The sequence below is a fragment of the Paraclostridium sp. MRS3W1 genome, assembly GCF_032465715.1.
GTDB lineage: Bacteria > Bacillota > Clostridia > Peptostreptococcales > Peptostreptococcaceae > Paraclostridium > Paraclostridium dentum.
Map to the genome: position 1 here is coordinate 59,473 of NZ_JAWDJM010000007.1, position 20,983 is coordinate 80,455.

At 27.8% G+C, this 20,983-nt stretch carries 23 protein-coding genes; 14 read left to right on the top strand and 9 right to left on the bottom strand.

What is annotated here, in order from left to right; translation table 11 throughout:
- Positions 1-2: 2 nt before the first annotated feature.
- The 4 genes from RWY47_RS00740 to RWY47_RS00725 all read right to left on the bottom strand — a co-directional run bounded on the left by RWY47_RS00740 (position 3) and on the right by RWY47_RS00725 (position 3,254).
- A complete protein-coding gene (locus RWY47_RS00740; protein ID WP_021428461.1) occupies positions 3-695 on the bottom strand; it encodes a metallophosphoesterase in 693 nt (230 codons plus the stop codon).
- A 61-nt stretch (positions 696-756) separates the two neighbouring features.
- Entirely contained in the window at positions 757-1,551 is a 795-nt protein-coding gene (locus RWY47_RS00735; RefSeq protein ID WP_021428441.1) for a GTP pyrophosphokinase, read from the bottom strand.
- 58 nt (positions 1,552-1,609) lie between these two features.
- Positions 1,610-2,515, bottom strand: coding sequence for an MBL fold metallo-hydrolase (locus tag RWY47_RS00730; protein WP_150841902.1), 906 nt, complete (start codon positions 2,513-2,515; stop codon positions 1,610-1,612).
- 10 nt (positions 2,516-2,525) lie between these two features.
- Positions 2,526-3,254, bottom strand: a complete 729-nt coding sequence (locus RWY47_RS00725; RefSeq protein WP_021428409.1) for a YkgJ family cysteine cluster protein — start codon at positions 3,252-3,254, stop codon at positions 2,526-2,528.
- Between the two features lie 87 nt (positions 3,255-3,341).
- Between RWY47_RS00725 and RWY47_RS00720 the strand changes: the two genes are divergently transcribed.
- A complete protein-coding gene (locus RWY47_RS00720; RefSeq protein ID WP_021428389.1) occupies positions 3,342-3,590 on the top strand; it encodes a hypothetical protein in 249 nt (82 codons plus the stop codon).
- Positions 3,591-3,812: 222 nt separating this feature from the next.
- Positions 3,813-4,151 carry a hypothetical protein gene (locus tag RWY47_RS00715; protein WP_021428442.1) on the top strand — a complete coding sequence of 113 codons (339 nt, stop codon included), beginning with the start codon at positions 3,813-3,815 and terminating at the stop codon, positions 4,149-4,151.
- A 109-nt stretch (positions 4,152-4,260) separates the two neighbouring features.
- Here the strand turns inward: RWY47_RS00715 and adhE (RWY47_RS00710) are convergent, their stop codons facing one another.
- A complete protein-coding gene (gene adhE / locus RWY47_RS00710; protein WP_150841901.1) occupies positions 4,261-6,891 on the bottom strand; it encodes a bifunctional acetaldehyde-CoA/alcohol dehydrogenase in 2,631 nt (876 codons plus the stop codon).
- Between the two features lie 229 nt (positions 6,892-7,120).
- Positions 7,121-7,723, bottom strand: a complete 603-nt coding sequence (locus tag RWY47_RS00705) for a DUF4230 domain-containing protein (RefSeq protein WP_021428438.1) — start codon at positions 7,721-7,723, stop codon at positions 7,121-7,123.
- A gap of 108 nt (positions 7,724-7,831) precedes the next feature.
- Between RWY47_RS00705 and RWY47_RS00700 the strand changes: the two genes are divergently transcribed.
- Entirely contained in the window at positions 7,832-8,779 is a 948-nt protein-coding gene (locus tag RWY47_RS00700) for a manganese-dependent inorganic pyrophosphatase (RefSeq protein ID WP_150841900.1), read from the top strand.
- A gap of 58 nt (positions 8,780-8,837) precedes the next feature.
- On the opposite strand, the gene RWY47_RS00695 is transcribed toward RWY47_RS00700, so the two are convergent.
- Positions 8,838-9,785: a manganese-dependent inorganic pyrophosphatase gene (locus RWY47_RS00695; protein WP_150841900.1), complete on the bottom strand. Its 948-nt coding sequence runs from the start codon at positions 9,783-9,785 to the stop codon at positions 8,838-8,840.
- Between the two features lie 108 nt (positions 9,786-9,893).
- Here RWY47_RS00695 and RWY47_RS00690 point away from each other — a divergent pair, with 108 nt between their 5' ends.
- Together RWY47_RS00690 and adhE (RWY47_RS00685) are read left to right on the top strand one after the other, a co-directional pair.
- Positions 9,894-10,496, top strand: a complete 603-nt coding sequence (locus RWY47_RS00690) for a DUF4230 domain-containing protein (protein WP_021428438.1) — start codon at positions 9,894-9,896, stop codon at positions 10,494-10,496.
- Between the two features lie 229 nt (positions 10,497-10,725).
- Positions 10,726-13,356 carry a bifunctional acetaldehyde-CoA/alcohol dehydrogenase gene (adhE, locus tag RWY47_RS00685; protein WP_150841901.1) on the top strand — a complete coding sequence of 877 codons (2,631 nt, stop codon included), beginning with the start codon at positions 10,726-10,728 and terminating at the stop codon, positions 13,354-13,356.
- Positions 13,357-13,465: 109 nt separating this feature from the next.
- On the opposite strand, the gene RWY47_RS00680 is transcribed toward adhE (RWY47_RS00685), so the two are convergent.
- Positions 13,466-13,804 carry a hypothetical protein gene (locus RWY47_RS00680; RefSeq protein WP_021428442.1) on the bottom strand — a complete coding sequence of 113 codons (339 nt, stop codon included), beginning with the start codon at positions 13,802-13,804 and terminating at the stop codon, positions 13,466-13,468.
- A 222-nt stretch (positions 13,805-14,026) separates the two neighbouring features.
- The gene (locus RWY47_RS00675) at positions 14,027-14,275 is read right to left on the bottom strand and encodes a hypothetical protein (protein WP_021428389.1); all 249 of its coding nucleotides are present in this window, start codon (positions 14,273-14,275) and stop codon (positions 14,027-14,029) included.
- A gap of 87 nt (positions 14,276-14,362) precedes the next feature.
- On the opposite strand from RWY47_RS00675, the gene RWY47_RS00670 reads away from it, so the two are divergent.
- The 9 genes from RWY47_RS00670 (at position 14,363) to RWY47_RS00630 (ending at position 20,978) form a co-directional block, all read left to right on the top strand.
- Positions 14,363-15,091 carry a YkgJ family cysteine cluster protein gene (locus RWY47_RS00670; RefSeq protein WP_021428409.1) on the top strand — a complete coding sequence of 243 codons (729 nt, stop codon included), beginning with the start codon at positions 14,363-14,365 and terminating at the stop codon, positions 15,089-15,091.
- Between the two features lie 10 nt (positions 15,092-15,101).
- Positions 15,102-16,007, top strand: a complete 906-nt coding sequence (locus tag RWY47_RS00665) for an MBL fold metallo-hydrolase (RefSeq protein WP_150841902.1) — start codon at positions 15,102-15,104, stop codon at positions 16,005-16,007.
- Between the two features lie 58 nt (positions 16,008-16,065).
- A complete protein-coding gene (locus RWY47_RS00660; protein ID WP_021428441.1) occupies positions 16,066-16,860 on the top strand; it encodes a GTP pyrophosphokinase in 795 nt (264 codons plus the stop codon).
- Positions 16,861-16,921: 61 nt separating this feature from the next.
- Complete coding sequence (locus RWY47_RS00655; RefSeq protein WP_021428461.1) at positions 16,922-17,614, top strand: metallophosphoesterase; 693 nt, start codon at positions 16,922-16,924, stop codon at positions 17,612-17,614.
- 72 nt (positions 17,615-17,686) lie between these two features.
- Positions 17,687-18,478, top strand: a complete 792-nt coding sequence (locus RWY47_RS00650) for a hypothetical protein (RefSeq protein WP_224170632.1) — start codon at positions 17,687-17,689, stop codon at positions 18,476-18,478.
- Positions 18,479-18,692: 214 nt separating this feature from the next.
- Positions 18,693-19,253, top strand: a complete 561-nt coding sequence (locus tag RWY47_RS00645; RefSeq protein ID WP_021428469.1) for a 5' nucleotidase, NT5C type — start codon at positions 18,693-18,695, stop codon at positions 19,251-19,253.
- A 23-nt stretch (positions 19,254-19,276) separates the two neighbouring features.
- Complete coding sequence (locus tag RWY47_RS00640; RefSeq protein WP_021428520.1) at positions 19,277-19,762, top strand: hypothetical protein; 486 nt, start codon at positions 19,277-19,279, stop codon at positions 19,760-19,762.
- Positions 19,763-19,910: 148 nt separating this feature from the next.
- Positions 19,911-20,240, top strand: coding sequence for a DUF1904 domain-containing protein (locus tag RWY47_RS00635; RefSeq protein ID WP_150841904.1), 330 nt, complete (start codon positions 19,911-19,913; stop codon positions 20,238-20,240).
- 15 nt (positions 20,241-20,255) lie between these two features.
- On the top strand, positions 20,256-20,978 hold the full coding sequence (locus RWY47_RS00630; RefSeq protein ID WP_021428518.1) for a pseudouridine synthase: 723 nt from the start codon (positions 20,256-20,258) through the stop codon (positions 20,976-20,978).
- The last annotated feature ends 5 nt before the right edge of the window (positions 20,979-20,983 follow it).

The following is a 20,983-nucleotide window of genomic DNA, read 5'->3' on the forward strand; positions in this document are numbered from 1 at the left end:
AATTAATCCATAATTTTTATCAAATTAAAATCTACATAATCACAAGATACCAAATTATATTCAACTTCATTTCTAATTCCCTTTAATCCCATTTTAAATGATTCTTTTCCATGTAAATGCCCATATACCACTTTTTCAACTCCGTAAGACTCATATATTTCTGTAAATAAAGATGGATCTAGTTTATCATTAGTCGGTGGGTAATGTGTTATAACTATTGTCTTTTTAAATCCAGCCTTCTTAGCTGCATCTAAAGAAAGTTTTAGTCTATGAGCTTCTCTTTTATAAATTTTCTCATCATCTTCTGTAAATTTAACATCATTAGGGCATATCCATCCTCTAGTTCCACAAATTGCATATTCTTCATATTGATAAAAGTTATTTTGTAAGAAACTCATATCATCATATAATTTATTTAATTTTGCTACTGTCGTCCACCAATAATCATGGTTTCCTTTTACATATATCTTTTTTCCAGGAAGATTATGTATTATATTTAAATCTTCTTCTGCCTCGTTCATATTTATAGCCCAAGATGTATCTCCAACAATTAATACTGTATCTTCTTCATTAACTTCACTTTTCCAACTATTAATTATCTTCTCTTCGTGATTATCCCAGTTATCTCCAAATATGTTCATAGGCTTATTAACAGCAGTTGAAAAATGTAAATCTCCTATTGCATATAAACTCATGTTAATGTCCTTTCTAAATTATATTTGATTTTCTTAAGCGTAAAAAAAAGAAGCGAGATTACTACCCTCTTCTTTTTTTATTATACCCTTCTAAAAGGGTATCTATCTCATTTTTTAAAGCTAGTATTTCAGTTATATCTCTTTCCGTATCAATCCTATCTAATCTTCTTTGATATACTATAGCTTTATGAGTTTCACCTAAATCGTAAAGCTCTTGTATTTTTCCTAAAACATCTCTAACCGTTATAGATTTAACTTGATACATAACTTGAGCTTTCATTATATGCTCTCTAATTTCGCTCATCTCTTGATCTAGTAAAAATGCTGCATCAGCCGCTCTTCTCAATCTCATAGCTAAATCCTCTGGTATATAGTGTTCATATTTATATTTTAAAGAATGCTCTATCGTAGCCCAAAAGTTCATAGCTAGAGTTCTTATTTGAATTTCACATAGAATTTCTTTATATCCTAACGCAGTGTTTATAGGATATCTTATTATTACGTGGTAACTTCTATATCCACTATCTTTAAAGTTTTCAATATAATCCTTTTCGTAGACTATCTCCATATCATTTCTTGATTTTATAAGATCTACTATAGTATATATATCTTCAACGAATTGACACATTATTCTTATTCCAGCTATATCTTCCATATCTTCCAAATTAGCAATATCTAGCCTCTTTGCTTTTGATATTATGGATGAAATTTTTTTAGTTCTTCCTGTTACAAACTCTATAGGAGAATACTCTCCTCTTTTTAGAAACTCTTTTCTTGTATTCTTAAATTTAACTTTCAGTTCTTCCACAGCGTGTTCATAAGGAACAAGTATCTTATCCCACTTTTCGTATTCCATTATTTCTCACCCTTTATTTTCAGATTTGTCAACTTCTATATTTTAACATAAATTATATTCATTTTGTATAATAAAGAACATCTCCATCTTCTATAAAATATTTAATTTCACCTAATTTATTTAGGTAACTTATCATTCCAACCAACGTTGACTTAAAGAAGTGATATTCCTTATAATTATAACTTAAATTGTTTTCATTCAATATAATTTTCAAAATAGACTCTAAGCTTTTAGGCTCTTTCATTATATTTCTTATTTGATTTAAATATTTATTTACTGACTCTCTATGTTTCTTTAATAAGTCTAATGTTTCAAATTTATCTAACTCTTTTTTGCAATGACCTAACACAACATATTCAAAATCTATTGTCTGTAATAAATCCAATGAATTTAAATATGCTTCTACATCAAATATAAATAACAAATCAAACTTATATAAAAGTTCCTCGCCTACTAGCATGTCTCCTAAAAAAAGCACCTTATCTTTAGTTAGCACTCCTACTGAACCAGCTGTATGGCCTTTTAAATCAATTATTTCTATATATTCTCCATTTATATGTAATTTTCCTGGTTTTATAGTCCTATCTATACTTACATTTTTCATATTTTTACTCATTAATATATTATCGAAAAATTCATTAGTATTTCCACCCATTATATATGTAGAAAATAAGATAGGATTATCTATATACAACTTTGAATAGAAACTAGACATATTTACTAAATTAGGGTATTTTTCTTTAAATTGATATCCCGCTCCATAGTGGTCATTGTGTTCATGCGTGTTTATCATCCATTTTATGGTTATTCCTTCTTTTTCTAAGTCTCTAATTATATTTCTAGGTCTAACACCTGGAAGCCCTGGATCTATAATCAAAGCACTTTTATCATTAAACACATAAACCCCAGTGTTTGTTCCTCCTCTTATGTAAAAAGAGTTTCCTTTTATATTTTTAAATCTCATTAGAATCACCTTACAATACTATTGTTTTTAATCTATCTAAAGCACACTTTCTTACGCTCTCATCTTTTGATACTCTTATTTTTATATTATAAGCTGTATCTTCGTATAATAATGATTCTATAAAATACTCTACGATACCTCTATCCTTGAATTCTATATTCATTATTCCTTTTGAATAAATTTTCGAATCTAATACCATCATAGAATCTGCAAAGTTAAGTCTTTCATCTTTTCTCAAATATCTATCATTTGGTTTAAATGATTCACAGTAATTTATTTTAAAATTCACAACATCATTATTAATTTCAAATTTATATTTATCTTTTATTAAAGATGCATACTCTTTATTTCTATTACTTATATTTTCTAAGTTTGAGTTATAGTCCTCTTTTGTCCAGTGTCCATATATTCTGCAATTTAAAGGTCTAACTTCATAAATTAAGCATCTATTATTTTCATCTTTAAATGGACAGGGACTCTTTTTTACATATTCTAAGAAATAATAATCTATAACCTTACTCAAACATTTTTTTCTTAAATCTTCATCAAGGCTTAAATAATGGTATATATTTATAAATTCAATTAAATTTATACCTACTGATTCCATACAACAATTACCACACCCTGTACAATTTCCATTAGGTACAGATTCATATACTTTATTTAACTCATCTATTAACTTATTTTCTTTTGCAAAATTTATGCTTTTCTCTATATCAATCTTTTTTAGGCTAGCCATTATTAATACTCCTTGTTATAATTATTAGGTTAATACAAACACTTATTATAACATATTTTTTCGAAACTTATTAGGAGGTACTTTTATATGAATAGATATACAAAAGTTATAAATATGATGGAAAGTTACTATACAAAAGATTATGAAAAGAAGAAAAAAAACGTAACTAAAGTTAGGGAAGTAAGAGAAGATACTGTTAGAAAATTCTTCTTACAAGGTGATTGCGAAGTTTTAGTAATATTAGAAGATAGCGGTAGAGAAATACTATTAGATGACTTTTCTTCAGAAGAAGATATAAAAAAATACTTAGGCCCTAAATTTATAAATAAAAAATAATTCTTTCTCCCTAAAATTTTAGGGAGTTTTTTTGATTTTTGTGTTATAAAACTTAAAATTGAGGTAATAATATAATATATAAATATTTAAACAATATTTAACTCAATCTCCCCAATTGTGAGCTTTCGTTCCCCCGATGAAAGCTCTTTTTTATTATAATATTGATATTTAAAATTTTTGGAGTATAATAGTTTATTAATAACTATTAAGGAGTTGTTGTTTATGATTAAAATAGGAAATTTAAATTTAGATACAGAATTTGACTATAGAATTATAAGAGAGGAAGATAACGATATAGATTTATTTATTGATATTAATTATAGAAGCTTAGATATAGATTGTGGCGATAGTAGTATTTTCTTTGCATCAAGGTTACAATTTCCATTCGTTAGATCAATAATACTTAGATTCAATAAATTAAATAATTTAATGACAGTGCATCTTATGAGAGATATTGATTTATTCTCTGCATTCGCAAACTTTGAAATTGATTACTCAAATTCAAGTATATCTATTAAAAACGATAAGGAAAAAGTAATTTTTACTAAACAAGCACTATAATTGCAAATAAATAAGGGGGCCTTAATAGGCCCCTTTATTTATTACTTATAATCAAAGTATAGTATACCATTCTTCACTAGTCAATTTATTTTCTGAAAATTCTCATTTCTTATTTTTTATCAACTTTTCCAAATGCAGTTAAGTATATATCTTTTAATTCTGATACAAGTGGATATCTTGGATTAGCTGGTGTACATTGATCGTCAAATGCATCTAAAGCTAATTTATCAACTGCAGCTTCAAAATCTTTTTCACTTACTCCACATTCAGCAATTGTTCTTGGTATATTAAGTTCAACTAATAATTTATTTACAGCATCTATTAAGCTATCAACGCCCTCTTCTGTAGTTTTAGCTTTTAACCCTAAGTATCTTGCTATTTCAGCATACTTCTTATCAGCTACAAATGATTTATATTTAGGGAATGCTGAGAACTTAGTTGGTTTAGTTGCATTATATCTTATAACATATGGTAATAATATTGCATTAGATCTACCATGTGATATATGGAATTCTGATCCTAATTTATGAGCTAATGAGTGATTTATTCCTAAGAATGCATTTGCAAATGCCATACCTGCCATACATGATGCATTATGCATTTTTTCTCTTGCCTCTTTATCACTACCATCTTTATATGCTCTTGGAAGATATTCAAATACCATTTGTATAGCTTTTATAGCTAATGCATCTGTATAATCTGTAGCCATTACTGACACGTACGCTTCTATTGCATGAGTTAATACGTCTACTCCTGTATCTGCTGTAACAGCTTTAGGAACTGTCATAACAAAGTTAGGATCTATTATTGCTATATCTGGAGTTAGCTCATAATCTGCTAAAGGATATTTTACGTTATTAACTTTATCTGTTACTACTGCAAAAGATGTAACTTCTGAACCTGTTCCTGAAGTTGTAGGTATAGCTACCATTTTTGCCTGTCTTCCTAATTTAGGGAACTTAAATACTCTTTTTCTTATATCCATAAATCTTAGTCTTAAATCATCAAAGTTCACTTCAGGATTTTCATAGAATAACCACATACCTTTAGCTGCATCCATTGATGATCCTCCACCTAAAGCTATTATAGTATCCGGTTTAAATTGTCTCATAACATTTGCCCCATTTAATACTGTATCTACTGATGGGTCTGGTTCTACATCTGAAAATACTTCTATCATAACTGGGTTGTTTCTCTTTCTTAAATGATAAGTTAATTTATCTACATATCCTAATTGAACCATCATTCTATCTGTAACTATCATTACTCTATTAGTATCTGCCATTTTCTCTAAATAGCTAACTGATCCAAATTCATGATAAACTCTCTCTGGTATTCTAAACCATTGCATATTATTTCTTCTCATAGTAACTTTTTTAATGTTTATTAAATTTACTGCTGATACATTGTCTGTTGTTGAGTTATTACCCATAGATCCACATCCTAACGTTAATGATGGCATATTTACATTATATATATCACCTATTGCTCCATGAGTTGAAGGTGCATTTACAAGTAATCTACCTGTTCTAACCTTTTTCCCAAACTCTAGTATTATATCGTCGCTATTTGAATGTATAACTGCAGAGTGTCCAAGACCACCAAATTCTGTCATTTCTACACATTTTTGTATTCCTTCTTTATAACCTTTTACTTTATAACAAGCTAAGACTGGACTTAATTTTTCTTTAGATAATGGATAATCATATCCAACTCCTTCAAGTTCAGCAACTAATATTTTTGCATTTTTAGGTGCATTCTTTATACCTGCCATTTGAGCTATTTTATAAGCACTTTGTCCTACTATGTCCGCATTTATTGTACAGCTCTCTTTGTTTATAACTAATCCTTCTAATAATTCTTTTTCTTCTTTATTTACGAAATAGCAATCATAAGATTTCATTAATCCTACCACTTCATCATAAATTTCTTCATCTATTATTACAGCTTGTTCTGATGCACATATCATTCCGTTATCAAATGTTTTTGATAATATTAAATCATTTACTGCTTGTTTTGCATCAGCTGTTTTTTCTATATAACATGGTACGTTCCCTGCTCCTACTCCTAAAGCTGGTTTTCCAGAAGAGTATGCAGCTTTAACCATACCTGGTCCCCCTGTTGCTAATATTAATGACACTCCATCATTTTTCATTAAAGCGTTTGAAGCTTCAATTGATGGCTCTTCTATCCATTGAATACAATCTTTTGGTGCTCCTGCTGCTATAGCTGCATCTCTAACTATTTTAGCAGCTTCAGATGAAGACTTTTGAGCCGATGGATGGAAGCTAAATATAATTGGATTTCTACTTTTCATAGCTATTATAGATTTAAACATAGTTGTTGAAGTTGGGTTTGTTACAGGAGTAACTCCTGCTATAACACCTATAGGTTCTGCTATTAACTTATAATTTTCTTCTTCATTTTCCTCTATAACACCAACTGTTTTTTTGTACTTTATACTATTATAAACGTACTCAGTTGCAAATATGTTTTTAGTTACTTTATCTTCGAAAACTCCCCTTTTAGTTTCGTCTACAGCAAGTTGAGCAAGTTCTATATGTTTATCAAGACCCTTCATTGCCATTTCTTTAACAATCTTATCTACAGCTTCTTGATCTAACTTCATCATCTCAGCTTTAGCTATATTAGCTTTTTTAACTAAATCGTTAACCTTTTCAGATGCTGTCATTTCTTTTAAACCATTCATATTCACTACCTTTTTAGCTTCTTTAGTCATTTTAAAATCCTCCCAAGATATTAGTTGATTTATATCAATGTTAGTTAATTAACAAACTTTATGTTTATATAATATATCCTGAGAAAACAATTGTCAATAATTTTTCGTTAATTTTTTATCTATTTGTAAAATATTTTTAAAATGAATTTTAAAAGTCTATTTTCATGTAATTTTTTGTATAAAAAAGCTATTGATTATTGAATCAACAGCTTTTTTTATACAAAAATTACTATTCCTTAAAATTTATAATAACTTCTTTATATCCTAAATTTTTTAGATTACCTTCTAAATTTTTCTTTATACTAATCTTAACTTCCTCTAAAAAACCTTCATCTATAACTTTCTTTTCATATTCTTTCTTGCTATTAGATAGTTCTTTTAGAACCTCATTTACCTCAACTCTATTGAATAGTGCATTTTTTACATCATATATATATACATTTTCTTCATCTATATAGTGTTCTATTATCCCCCACTTATTAATGTTTATAGTTATTGAATTTCTTGTGTTGTTTGCTATTGTTATGTCTTTTAAGTTTACTCCACCCTTTACTATCCCATTGTACTTTATAATAAAAGATTTTTCTGTGAATGGGATTTTAATATTTTTAAAGCTTTTATCCTTAGTAATAGTAACTATATTGCTATAATTGTACTTAGAAGTTGAAAGTTCTGCTACTTTTTCTATTGTATTTAATACCTTAGATGTGTCCTGTGGTGGTTTTTCGGAAAAAATTAGTCTTGATGAAATTATCCCCCCTATTAAAATACCTATAAATATAAACAGTATTAAAAGTTTATTCTTATTAATTTTTTTGTGTTTTTGTAGCAAATTTTTCCCTCCTTTTGATATAATATAAGCTACGATTAAAGTTTTTAATTTTGTTAACTTAAGAAAAATTAATCCATAAATTTTTTTAAATATGAAAGGAGATTTAAAATGACTTTATTAGTTTTCGGTCATAAAAACCCAGATACAGATTCTATCTGTTCATCAATATCATTAACATACTTAAAAAATCAATTAGGAAATACAGCTAAAGCTTATGCTTTAGGTGAAGTAAGAAAAGAAGCTCAGTACGTTTTAGACTACTTCAAAGTTGAGGCTCCAACTGTATTATCTTCTATATCAAATATATGCAAGGATGATGCTAACTTAGTACTAGAAGGTAAGCCTCAAGTTGTACTAGTAGACCATAATGAGTACGGACAAAGTATAGATGGTTTAGAAGATGCTGAATTAGTTGAAGTAGTTGATCATCATAAATTAGGAGGGATGCAAACTTCTACTCCTTTATCAATGAGATTAATGCCTGTTGGATGTACTTGTACAATAATAACTCAAATGTTTAAGGAAAATAATATAGAAATACCTTATGAGATAGCTGGATTATTAATGTCTGCTATACTATCAGATACTTTATTATTCAAATCTCCAACAACTACAGATATGGACAAAAAAGCTGTTGAAGAATTAAATAAAATAGTTAAAGTAGATGTTGAAAAATATGCTATGGATATGTTTAAAGCTGGTTCTTCATTAGATGGATTTACAGTTGAAGAAATAGTAAATATGGATTTCAAACCTTTTGATATGGAAGGTAAAAAAGTTGGAATAGGACAAGTATTTACTTTAGACATAGATGCTGTTCTTAATAAGCAAGATGAATTCTTAAACTATATAAACAGTACTGATTTCGATATGTTAGTATTAGCTATTACAGATATAATAAAAGAAGGATCTTATCTAATATACAAAGCTGAAGATAAAATAATATCTGATGCATTTGGTGTTAATGCTTCTCAAGGAGTGTTTGTTGAAGGAGCTGTTTCTAGAAAGAAACAATTAGTTCCAAATTTAACAGAATCTGTTAAGAAAAATAAATAGTATTTAATAAAATAGGGAGTAGAGATATTAATATCTCTACTCCCTATTTTATTAAATACTATTTATTTTTCTTAACAGATTCTGTTAAATTTGGAACTAATTGTTTCTTTCTAGAAACAGCTCCTTCAACAAACACTCCTTGAGAAGCATTAACACCAAATGCATCAGATATTATTTTATCTTCAGCTTTGTATATTAGATAAGATCCTTCTTTTATTATATCTGTAATAGCTAATACTAACATATCGAAATCAGTACTGTTTATATAGTTTAAGAATTCATCTTGCTTATTAAGAACAGCATCTATGTCTAAAGTAAATACTTGTCCTATTCCAACTTTTTTACCTTCCATATCAAAAGGTTTGAAATCCATATTTACTATTTCTTCAACTGTAAATCCATCTAATGAAGAACCAGCTTTAAACATATCCATAGCATATTTTTCAACATCTACTTTAACTATTTTATTTAATTCTTCAACAGCTTTTTTGTCCATATCTGTAGTTGTTGGAGATTTGAATAATAAAGTATCTGATAGTATAGCAGACATTAATAATCCAGCTATCTCATAAGGTATTTCTATATTATTTTCCTTAAACATTTGAGTTATTATTGTACAAGTACATCCAACAGGCATTAATCTCATTGATAAAGGAGTAGAAGTTTGCATCCCTCCTAATTTATGATGATCAACTACTTCAACTAATTCAGCATCTTCTAAACCATCTATACTTTGTCCGTACTCATTATGGTCTACTAGTACAACTTGAGGCTTACCTTCTAGTACTAAGTTAGCATCATCCTTGCATATATTTGATATAGAAGATAATACAGTTGGAGCCTCAACTTTGAAGTAGTCTAAAACGTACTGAGCTTCTTTTCTTACTTCACCTAAAGCATAAGCTTTAGCTGTATTTCCTAATTGATTTTTTAAGTATGTTAATGATATTGATGAACAGATAGAATCTGTATCTGGGTTTTTATGACCGAAAACTAATAAAGTCATTTTAAATCTCCTTTCATATTTAAAAAAATTTATGGATTAATTTTTCTTAAGTTAACAAAATTAAAAACTTTAATCGTAGCTTATATTATATCAAAAGGAGGGAAAAATTTGCTACAAAAACACAAAAAAATTAATAAGAATAAACTTTTAATACTGTTTATATTTATAGGTATTTTAATAGGGGGGATAATTTCATCAAGACTAATTTTTTCCGAAAAACCACCACAGGACACATCTAAGGTATTAAATACAATAGAAAAAGTAGCAGAACTTTCAACTTCTAAGTACAATTATAGCAATATAGTTACTATTACTAAGGATAAAAGCTTTAAAAATATTAAAATCCCATTCACAGAAAAATCTTTTATTATAAAGTACAATGGGATAGTAAAGGGTGGAGTAAACTTAAAAGACATAACAATAGCAAACAACACAAGAAATTCAATAACTATAAACATTAATAAGTGGGGGATAATAGAACACTATATAGATGAAGAAAATGTATATATATATGATGTAAAAAATGCACTATTCAATAGAGTTGAGGTAAATGAGGTTCTAAAAGAACTATCTAATAGCAAGAAAGAATATGAAAAGAAAGTTATAGATGAAGGTTTTTTAGAGGAAGTTAAGATTAGTATAAAGAAAAATTTAGAAGGTAATCTAAAAAATTTAGGATATAAAGAAGTTATTATAAATTTTAAGGAATAGTAATTTTTGTATAAAAAAAGCTGTTGATTCAATAATCAATAGCTTTTTTATACAAAAAATTACATGAAAATAGACTTTTAAAATTCATTTTAAAAATATTTTACAAATAGATAAAAAATTAACGAAAAATTATTGACAATTGTTTTCTCAGGATATATTATATAAACATAAAGTTTGTTAATTAACTAACATTGATATAAATCAACTAATATCTTGGGAGGATTTTAAAATGACTAAAGAAGCTAAAAAGGTAGTGAATATGAATGGTTTAAAAGAAATGACAGCATCTGAAAAGGTTAACGATTTAGTTAAAAAAGCTAATATAGCTAAAGCTGAGATGATGAAGTTAGATCAAGAAGCTGTAGATAAGATTGTTAAAGAAATGGCAATGAAGGGTCTTGATAAACATATAGAACTTGCTCAACTTGCTGTAGACGAAACTAAAAGGGGAGTTTTCGAAGATAAAGTAACTAAAAACATATTTGCAACTGAGTACGTTTATAATAGTATAAAGTACAAAAAAACAGTTGGTGTTATAGAGGAAAATGAAGAAGAAAATTATAAGTTAATAGCAGAACCTATAGGTGTTATAGCAGGAGTTACTCCTGTAACAAACCCAACTTCAACAACTATGTTTAAATCTATAATAGCTATGAAAAGTAGAAATCCAATTATATTTAGCTTCCATCCATCGGCTCAAAAGTCTTCATCTGAAGCTGCTAAAATAGTTAGAGATGCAGCTATAGCAGCAGGAGCACCAAAAGATTGTATTCAATGGATAGAAGAGCCATCAATTGAAGCTTCAAACGCTTTAATGAAAAATGATGGAGTGTCATTAATATTAGCAACAGGGGGACCAGGTATGGTTAAAGCTGCATACTCTTCTGGAAAACCAGCTTTAGGAGTAGGAGCAGGGAACGTACCATGTTATATAGAAAAAACAGCTGATGCAAAACAAGCAGTAAATGATTTAATATTATCAAAAACATTTGATAACGGAATGATATGTGCATCAGAACAAGCTGTAATAATAGATGAAGAAATTTATGATGAAGTGGTAGGATTAATGAAATCTTATGATTGCTATTTCGTAAATAAAGAAGAAAAAGAATTATTAGAAGGATTAGTTATAAACAAAGAGAGCTGTACAATAAATGCGGACATAGTAGGACAAAGTGCTTATAAAATAGCTCAAATGGCAGGTATAAAGAATGCACCTAAAAATGCAAAAATATTAGTTGCTGAACTTGAAGGAGTTGGATATGATTATCCATTATCTAAAGAAAAATTAAGTCCAGTCTTAGCTTGTTATAAAGTAAAAGGTTATAAAGAAGGAATACAAAAATGTGTAGAAATGACAGAATTTGGTGGTCTTGGACACTCTGCAGTTATACATTCAAATAGCGACGATATAATACTAGAGTTTGGGAAAAAGGTTAGAACAGGTAGATTACTTGTAAATGCACCTTCAACTCATGGAGCAATAGGTGATATATATAATGTAAATATGCCATCATTAACGTTAGGATGTGGATCTATGGGTAATAACTCAACAACAGACAATGTATCAGCAGTAAATTTAATAAACATTAAAAAAGTTACTATGAGAAGAAATAATATGCAATGGTTTAGAATACCAGAGAGAGTTTATCATGAATTTGGATCAGTTAGCTATTTAGAGAAAATGGCAGATACTAATAGAGTAATGATAGTTACAGATAGAATGATGGTTCAATTAGGATATGTAGATAAATTAACTTATCATTTAAGAAAGAGAAACAACCCAGTTATGATAGAAGTATTTTCAGATGTAGAACCAGACCCATCAGTAGATACAGTATTAAATGGGGCAAATGTTATGAGACAATTTAAACCGGATACTATAATAGCTTTAGGTGGAGGATCATCAATGGATGCAGCTAAAGGTATGTGGTTATTCTATGAAAATCCTGAAGTGAACTTTGATGATTTAAGACTAAGATTTATGGATATAAGAAAAAGAGTATTTAAGTTCCCTAAATTAGGAAGACAGGCAAAAATGGTAGCTATACCTACAACTTCAGGAACAGGTTCAGAAGTTACATCTTTTGCAGTAGTAACAGATAAAGTTAATAACGTAAAATATCCTTTAGCAGATTATGAGCTAACTCCAGATATAGCAATAATAGATCCTAACTTTGTTATGACAGTTCCTAAAGCTGTTACAGCAGATACAGGAGTAGACGTATTAACTCATGCAATAGAAGCGTACGTGTCAGTAATGGCTACAGATTATACAGATGCATTAGCTATAAAAGCTATACAAATGGTATTTGAATATCTTCCAAGAGCATATAAAGATGGTAGTGATAAAGAGGCAAGAGAAAAAATGCATAATGCATCATGTATGGCAGGTATGGCATTTGCAAATGCATTCTTAGGAATAAATCACTCATTAGCTCATAAATTAGGATCAGAATTCCATATATCACATGGTAGATCTAATGCAATATTATTACCATATGTTATAAGATATAATGCAACTAAACCAACTAAGTTCTCAGCATTCCCTAAATATAAATCATTTGTAGCTGATAAGAAGTATGCTGAAATAGCAAGATACTTAGGGTTAAAAGCTAAAACTACAGAAGAGGGCGTTGATAGCTTAATAGATGCTGTAAATAAATTATTAGTTGAACTTAATATACCAAGAACAATTGCTGAATGTGGAGTAAGTGAAAAAGATTTTGAAGCTGCAGTTGATAAATTAGCTTTAGATGCATTTGACGATCAATGTACACCAGCTAATCCAAGATATCCACTTGTATCAGAATTAAAAGATATATACTTAACTGCATTTGGAAAAGTTGATAAAAAATAAGAAATGAGAATTTTCAGAAAATAAATTGACTAGTGAAGAATGGTATACTATACTTTGATTATAAGTAATAAATAAAGGGGCCTATTAAGGCCCCCTTATTTATTTGCAATTATAGTGCTTGTTTAGTAAAAATTACTTTTTCCTTATCGTTTTTAATAGATATACTTGAATTTGAGTAATCAATTTCAAAGTTTGCGAATGCAGAGAATAAATCAATATCTCTCATAAGATGCACTGTCATTAAATTATTTAATTTATTGAATCTAAGTATTATTGATCTAACGAATGGAAATTGTAACCTTGATGCAAAGAAAATACTACTATCGCCACAATCTATATCTAAGCTTCTATAATTAATATCAATAAATAAATCTATATCGTTATCTTCCTCTCTTATAATTCTATAGTCAAATTCTGTATCTAAATTTAAATTTCCTATTTTAATCATAAACAACAACTCCTTAATAGTTATTAATAAACTATTATACTCCAAAAATTTTAAATATCAATATTATAATAAAAAAGAGCTTTCATCGGGGGAACGAAAGCTCACAATTGGGGAGATTGAGTTAAATATTGTTTAAATATTTATATATTATATTATTACCTCAATTTTAAGTTTTATAACACAAAAATCAAAAAAACTCCCTAAAATTTTAGGGAGAAAGAATTATTTTTTATTTATAAATTTAGGGCCTAAGTATTTTTTTATATCTTCTTCTGAAGAAAAGTCATCTAATAGTATTTCTCTACCGCTATCTTCTAATATTACTAAAACTTCGCAATCACCTTGTAAGAAGAATTTTCTAACAGTATCTTCTCTTACTTCCCTAACTTTAGTTACGTTTTTTTTCTTCTTTTCATAATCTTTTGTATAGTAACTTTCCATCATATTTATAACTTTTGTATATCTATTCATATAAAAGTACCTCCTAATAAGTTTCGAAAAAATATGTTATAATAAGTGTTTGTATTAACCTAATAATTATAACAAGGAGTATTAATAATGGCTAGCCTAAAAAAGATTGATATAGAGAAAAGCATAAATTTTGCAAAAGAAAATAAGTTAATAGATGAGTTAAATAAAGTATATGAATCTGTACCTAATGGAAATTGTACAGGGTGTGGTAATTGTTGTATGGAATCAGTAGGTATAAATTTAATTGAATTTATAAATATATACCATTATTTAAGCCTTGATGAAGATTTAAGAAAAAAATGTTTGAGTAAGGTTATAGATTATTATTTCTTAGAATATGTAAAAAAGAGTCCCTGTCCATTTAAAGATGAAAATAATAGATGCTTAATTTATGAAGTTAGACCTTTAAATTGCAGAATATATGGACACTGGACAAAAGAGGACTATAACTCAAACTTAGAAAATATAAGTAATAGAAATAAAGAGTATGCATCTTTAATAAAAGATAAATATAAATTTGAAATTAATAATGATGTTGTGAATTTTAAAATAAATTACTGTGAATCATTTAAACCAAATGATAGATATTTGAGAAAAGATGAAAGACTTAACTTTGCAGATTCTATGATGGTATTAGATTCGAAAATTTATTCAAAAGGAATAATGAATATAGAATTCAAGGATAGAGGTATCGTAGAGTATTTTATAGAATCATTATTATACGAAGATACAGCTTATAATATAAAAATAAGAGTATCAAAAGATGAGAGCGTAAGAAAGTGTGCTTTAGATAGATTAAAAACAATAGTATTGTAAGGTGATTCTAATGAGATTTAAAAATATAAAAGGAAACTCTTTTTACATAAGAGGAGGAACAAACACTGGGGTTTATGTGTTTAATGATAAAAGTGCTTTGATTATAGATCCAGGGCTTCCAGGTGTTAGACCTAGAAATATAATTAGAGACTTAGAAAAAGAAGGAATAACCATAAAATGGATGATAAACACGCATGAACACAATGACCACTATGGAGCGGGATATCAATTTAAAGAAAAATACCCTAATTTAGTAAATATGTCTAGTTTCTATTCAAAGTTGTATATAGATAATCCTATCTTATTTTCTACATATATAATGGGTGGAAATACTAATGAATTTTTCGATAATATATTAATGAGTAAAAATATGAAAAATGTAAGTATAGATAGGACTATAAAACCAGGAAAATTACATATAAATGGAGAATATATAGAAATAATTGATTTAAAAGGCCATACAGCTGGTTCAGTAGGAGTGCTAACTAAAGATAAGGTGCTTTTTTTAGGAGACATGCTAGTAGGCGAGGAACTTTTATATAAGTTTGATTTGTTATTTATATTTGATGTAGAAGCATATTTAAATTCATTGGATTTATTACAGACAATAGATTTTGAATATGTTGTGTTAGGTCATTGCAAAAAAGAGTTAGATAAATTTGAAACATTAGACTTATTAAAGAAACATAGAGAGTCAGTAAATAAATATTTAAATCAAATAAGAAATATAATGAAAGAGCCTAAAAGCTTAGAGTCTATTTTGAAAATTATATTGAATGAAAACAATTTAAGTTATAATTATAAGGAATATCACTTCTTTAAGTCAACGTTGGTTGGAATGATAAGTTACCTAAATAAATTAGGTGAAATTAAATATTTTATAGAAGATGGAGATGTTCTTTATTATACAAAATGAATATAATTTATGTTAAAATATAGAAGTTGACAAATCTGAAAATAAAGGGTGAGAAATAATGGAATACGAAAAGTGGGATAAGATACTTGTTCCTTATGAACACGCTGTGGAAGAACTGAAAGTTAAATTTAAGAATACAAGAAAAGAGTTTCTAAAAAGAGGAGAGTATTCTCCTATAGAGTTTGTAACAGGAAGAACTAAAAAAATTTCATCCATAATATCAAAAGCAAAGAGGCTAGATATTGCTAATTTGGAAGATATGGAAGATATAGCTGGAATAAGAATAATGTGTCAATTCGTTGAAGATATATATACTATAGTAGATCTTATAAAATCAAGAAATGATATGGAGATAGTCTACGAAAAGGATTATATTGAAAACTTTAAAGATAGTGGATATAGAAGTTACCACGTAATAATAAGATATCCTATAAACACTGCGTTAGGATATAAAGAAATTCTATGTGAAATTCAAATAAGAACTCTAGCTATGAACTTTTGGGCTACGATAGAGCATTCTTTAAAATATAAATATGAACACTATATACCAGAGGATTTAGCTATGAGATTGAGAAGAGCGGCTGATGCAGCATTTTTACTAGATCAAGAGATGAGCGAAATTAGAGAGCATATAATGAAAGCTCAAGTTATGTATCAAGTTAAATCTATAACGGTTAGAGATGTTTTAGGAAAAATACAAGAGCTTTACGATTTAGGTGAAACTCATAAAGCTATAGTATATCAAAGAAGATTAGATAGGATTGATACGGAAAGAGATATAACTGAAATACTAGCTTTAAAAAATGAGATAGATACCCTTTTAGAAGGGTATAATAAAAAAAGAAGAGGGTAGTAATCTCGCTTCTTTTTTTTACGCTTAAGAAAATCAAATATAATTTAGAAAGGACATTAACATGAGTTTATATGCAATAGGAGATTTACATTTTTCAACTGCTGTTAATAAGCCTATGAACATATTTGGAGATAACTGGGATAATCACGAAGAGAAGATAATTAATAGTTGGAAAAGTGAAGTTAATGAAGAAGATACAGTATTAATTGTTGGAGATACATCTTGGGCTATAAATATGAACGAGGCAGAAGAAGATTTAAATATAATACATAATCTTCCTGGAAAAAAGATATATGTAAAAGGAAACCATGATTATTGGTGGACGACAGTAGCAAAATTAAATAAATTATATGATGATATGAGTTTCTTACAAAATAACTTTTATCAATATGAAGAATATGCAATTTGTGGAACTAGAGGATGGATATGCCCTAATGATGTTAAATTTACAGAAGATGATGAGAAAATTTATAAAAGAGAAGCTCATAGACTAAAACTTTCTTTAGATGCAGCTAAGAAGGCTGGATTTAAAAAGACAATAGTTATAACACATTACCCACCGACTAATGATAAACTAGATCCATCTTTATTTACAGAAATATATGAGTCTTACGGAGTTGAAAAAGTGGTATATGGGCATTTACATGGAAAAGAATCATTTAAAATGGGATTAAAGGGAATTAGAAATGAAGTTGAATATAATTTGGTATCTTGTGATTATGTAGATTTTAATTTGATAAAAATTATGGATTAATTAATAAAATATGGTAAATACTATTAATATATCAAACCTGAAATATAAACTTTAGGTAAAGGAGTTGTTAATGTGAGATGGGCATTAGTAATTTTGCTTTTATATATATTGCCTTTATGGGTCTTGTTTAAAAACAAAGATGATTTTAAAAGGGCAAGTATATATGGAGGTATGTATGTAGTAGTTGCCACTGTTATAGTAATCTGTAATATATATATAAGTACGATAAATAAAATAGAAGAAATTTTAGAATATAGAAGTTATGCTTTTAATGAACAGTATGAAGATAACCAAGAAAGCAAATATAAAAATGAAAAAATAGAAGCTAAAGAATCCGAGTTAAGGGAAACTAAGAAAGTTGAAAATAGTGAAAAGCAATCTTCAAATACAGAGAATGATTCTAAGAAAGAAGAATATAATACAAATGAAGTAGATAGTGTATCTATGCAAAAAAGTGATAAAGAGACAGTACAAAACTTTAAAAGTGAAATATATAAAATAGAAAGAAAAGCATTAGTACCTATGAGGGAATGCCTTCCAAATACTAAAAATTTAGATATAAATGTTAAGACTATAAACAAAGCTAAAAAAGATGTTGCATATGCTAAAGAAATGTGTGATGAAGTAGTGCAAACTTATGAAGACATGGAAGTACCTAAACTTTCTAATGAAGATGCGACTAACCAATTAGAATATTCTAAAATATGTGTACAAAAGGCTTATATTTTAAGGGGCAAAGCTATGGAATGTGCACAAACTATGTTAAAAACTAAAAACTTAAAGTATATAAGTCAGATAAAAGAATATCTTAGCTTATCTGATAAGGAAATTAAAAATTTTTTAGATACAATAAAAAGTTTATAGAAATTTGATATAATGTTTAACGTAGAACATAAAAAGCTTGTATTGTACAAGCTTTTTTTATGCTTTTAGTTATAGATTATTCAGACATATAAGTAACCAAAGTGAATTTTTTTAAAACACAAACATATACTAAATAGTGTTATTTTGATTTATAATATCTAGTATGTTATAATGTGTTAACTACAATAATATAAAGTTTTATTTGGAGGTAAAAATGGGAAAGTTAAATATATGCATAGATATAGATGGAACGATAACTAATCCATATCATTTTATTCCGTACTTAAATGATATGTACAATAAAAAAATAACAGAAGAAGATTGTGTAACACATAAGTTAGAAGAATTATATCAAGTAGAACTAGATGATTTATTACAATCATTCCACACTGATTTCATTCATGCTTACAAAGAAGCTAATGTTGTAGATGGAGCTAAAGAAGTTATAAAGGAATTAAATGAAAATCATAACTTGTACTTTGTTACAGCTAGAAGTGAGATATTGAAGGATATAACTACAGGATGGCTATCTGATAATGATTTAGGATATATAGATGTACACTTATTAGGAAGTGATTACAAAGTTAGTAAAGCAAAAGAATTAGAATGTAATATATTTATAGAAGATAATCCAAGTAATGCTGAACAATTGGCATCTGAAGGATTAACTGTATTATTATTAGACAATAATTATAACAAGAATATTGAAAATGAAAATATAATAAGAGTAAAAAATTGGGATGATATAAAGGCATTTATATTAAGTCTCCAATAAACTTAAAGTGGGGGGCTAGATAGTTGTTAGAAGTTAAAATAAATAATAAAAAACAAACAATAAGTATAAAAAGTAAAGATATAAAACACATGTTAAGTGAACGTGAAGACTTTATTAGTGTTCAAGATATATCTAAAGATATAAAAGAAGACAGCATAATGGCATTTGATTGTCAGTTAGATGATAGTATGTTTTCAGTAGAAGAGATTAATGAACTACTTGAAGAACTAGGTGAAGAAGCTACTGTAGAAGAATTTCAAATATTATTTGAAGATGTAAGAGCTTTTGTAAAAGATATTACAGATGAAATTGAGTCGGATTTAAGAGAACAGTATTTAAATGATGATATAAGATGCTTTTTTAATGTTTATAGTATAGATGAAACATTTACAGATTTTAAGTTGGTATTTGTAATAAGCTTTAAAGATATAAGCATTGCATCACTTACTAGCTTGACTGAGTTAATAGGAAAAAAACAATTAAATGGAGATTCTAAATTTTATAGCTAAAAATAGTTTTGGGGATGCCTTAAATAAAAACATTTAAGACACCCCCATTTTAATGTAAAAGAATATAAATTGTAATAATGAAAAATTAAAAGTATAATAATACCTATAAAATAAGATGAATAAAAATAAAAGAAAGGATGGAAATGGGATGCCACAAATAAAAATAAGAGGAATAAATGAAACTGATGTATGTAAAATAAGCGAGAATATGATAGATAAATTAGTTGAAGCAGTTAAATGCCCAAGAGATTATTTTGAAATAGAGTGTATAAAGTCAGTTGCTATAAGAGATGGAAAGATTGCAGAGGTATATCCTTTTGTAGAAGTTGCATGGTTTGATAGAGGACAGGAAGTTCAAGATGTAGTTGCTAAAATTATAACTGATAGTATAATAAATAATTTAGATGTAGAAAGTATGGATTTAGCTTTTACAGTCTTTGAGAAAGAAAAGTATTATGAAAATGGAGAACATTTTTAAAGGAAGGTACAGATTATGGCTAAAAAACAACGATTAGATAAAGTACTTTCTAACTTAGGCTATGGAAGTAGAGCTGAAATAAAGAGAGATTGCAAAAATGGACTAGTTAAAGTAAATGGGAAAATAGAAAATAACCCGGGTCTTCAAGTTGATACGGATAAAGATATCATAAATTTTGATGGAGAAACTATAGAATATAAAGAATTTATATACTTAATGTTAAACAAACCAGATGGATATATATCAGCTACTTTTGATAAACATGATCCTATAGTTTTAGATTTAATAGATAAAAAATCATTAGCATTTGAACCGTTTCCAGTAGGAAGGTTAGATAAGGATACTGAGGGGTTATTAGTATTAACTAATGATGGACAATTATCACATAGGGTTTTATCACCAAAGAGTCATGTTCCTAAAACTTACTTTGCAGAAATTGATGGAGTTGTAACAGAAGATGATATAAAAGCTTTTAAAGAAGGAGTAATATTAGATGATGGCTATAAAACTATGCCAGCAGAACTTATTATTCTTGAAAGTGGAGACGTATCTAAAATAGAGCTTACTATACATGAAGGTAAGTTTCATCAAGTAAAAAGGATGTTTGAAAGTGTAGACAAAAAAGTTACGTACTTAAAGAGACTTTCTATGGGAAAACTAAATCTAGATGAAAGTTTAGAGTTGGGAGAATATAGAGAATTAACAGAAGAAGAAGTTAAATTAATAGAAGAAAGATAATTTTG

Bases quoted from the DNA above. Each gene is read 5' to 3' on its own strand.
- RWY47_RS00740 (WP_021428461.1), bottom strand. From the start codon at position 695: ATGAGTTTATATGCAATAGGAGATTTACATTTTTCAACTGCTGTTAAT.
- RWY47_RS00735 (WP_021428441.1), bottom strand. From the start codon at position 1,551: ATGGAATACGAAAAGTGGGATAAGATACTTGTTCCTTATGAACACGCT.
- RWY47_RS00730 (WP_150841902.1), bottom strand. From the start codon at position 2,515: ATGAGATTTAAAAATATAAAAGGAAACTCTTTTTACATAAGAGGAGGA.
- RWY47_RS00725 (WP_021428409.1), bottom strand. From the start codon at position 3,254: ATGGCTAGCCTAAAAAAGATTGATATAGAGAAAAGCATAAATTTTGCA.
- RWY47_RS00720 (WP_021428389.1), top strand. From the start codon at position 3,342: ATGAATAGATATACAAAAGTTATAAATATGATGGAAAGTTACTATACA.
- RWY47_RS00715 (WP_021428442.1), top strand. From the start codon at position 3,813: ATGATTAAAATAGGAAATTTAAATTTAGATACAGAATTTGACTATAGA.
- adhE (WP_150841901.1), bottom strand. From the start codon at position 6,891: ATGACTAAAGAAGCTAAAAAGGTAGTGAATATGAATGGTTTAAAAGAA.
- RWY47_RS00700 (WP_150841900.1), top strand. From the start codon at position 7,832: ATGACTTTATTAGTTTTCGGTCATAAAAACCCAGATACAGATTCTATC.
- RWY47_RS00695 (WP_150841900.1), bottom strand. From the start codon at position 9,785: ATGACTTTATTAGTTTTCGGTCATAAAAACCCAGATACAGATTCTATC.
- adhE (WP_150841901.1), top strand. From the start codon at position 10,726: ATGACTAAAGAAGCTAAAAAGGTAGTGAATATGAATGGTTTAAAAGAA.
- RWY47_RS00680 (WP_021428442.1), bottom strand. From the start codon at position 13,804: ATGATTAAAATAGGAAATTTAAATTTAGATACAGAATTTGACTATAGA.
- RWY47_RS00675 (WP_021428389.1), bottom strand. From the start codon at position 14,275: ATGAATAGATATACAAAAGTTATAAATATGATGGAAAGTTACTATACA.
- RWY47_RS00670 (WP_021428409.1), top strand. From the start codon at position 14,363: ATGGCTAGCCTAAAAAAGATTGATATAGAGAAAAGCATAAATTTTGCA.
- RWY47_RS00665 (WP_150841902.1), top strand. From the start codon at position 15,102: ATGAGATTTAAAAATATAAAAGGAAACTCTTTTTACATAAGAGGAGGA.
- RWY47_RS00660 (WP_021428441.1), top strand. From the start codon at position 16,066: ATGGAATACGAAAAGTGGGATAAGATACTTGTTCCTTATGAACACGCT.
- RWY47_RS00655 (WP_021428461.1), top strand. From the start codon at position 16,922: ATGAGTTTATATGCAATAGGAGATTTACATTTTTCAACTGCTGTTAAT.
- RWY47_RS00645 (WP_021428469.1), top strand. From the start codon at position 18,693: ATGGGAAAGTTAAATATATGCATAGATATAGATGGAACGATAACTAAT.
- RWY47_RS00635 (WP_150841904.1), top strand. From the start codon at position 19,911: ATGCCACAAATAAAAATAAGAGGAATAAATGAAACTGATGTATGTAAA.
- RWY47_RS00630 (WP_021428518.1), top strand. From the start codon at position 20,256: ATGGCTAAAAAACAACGATTAGATAAAGTACTTTCTAACTTAGGCTAT.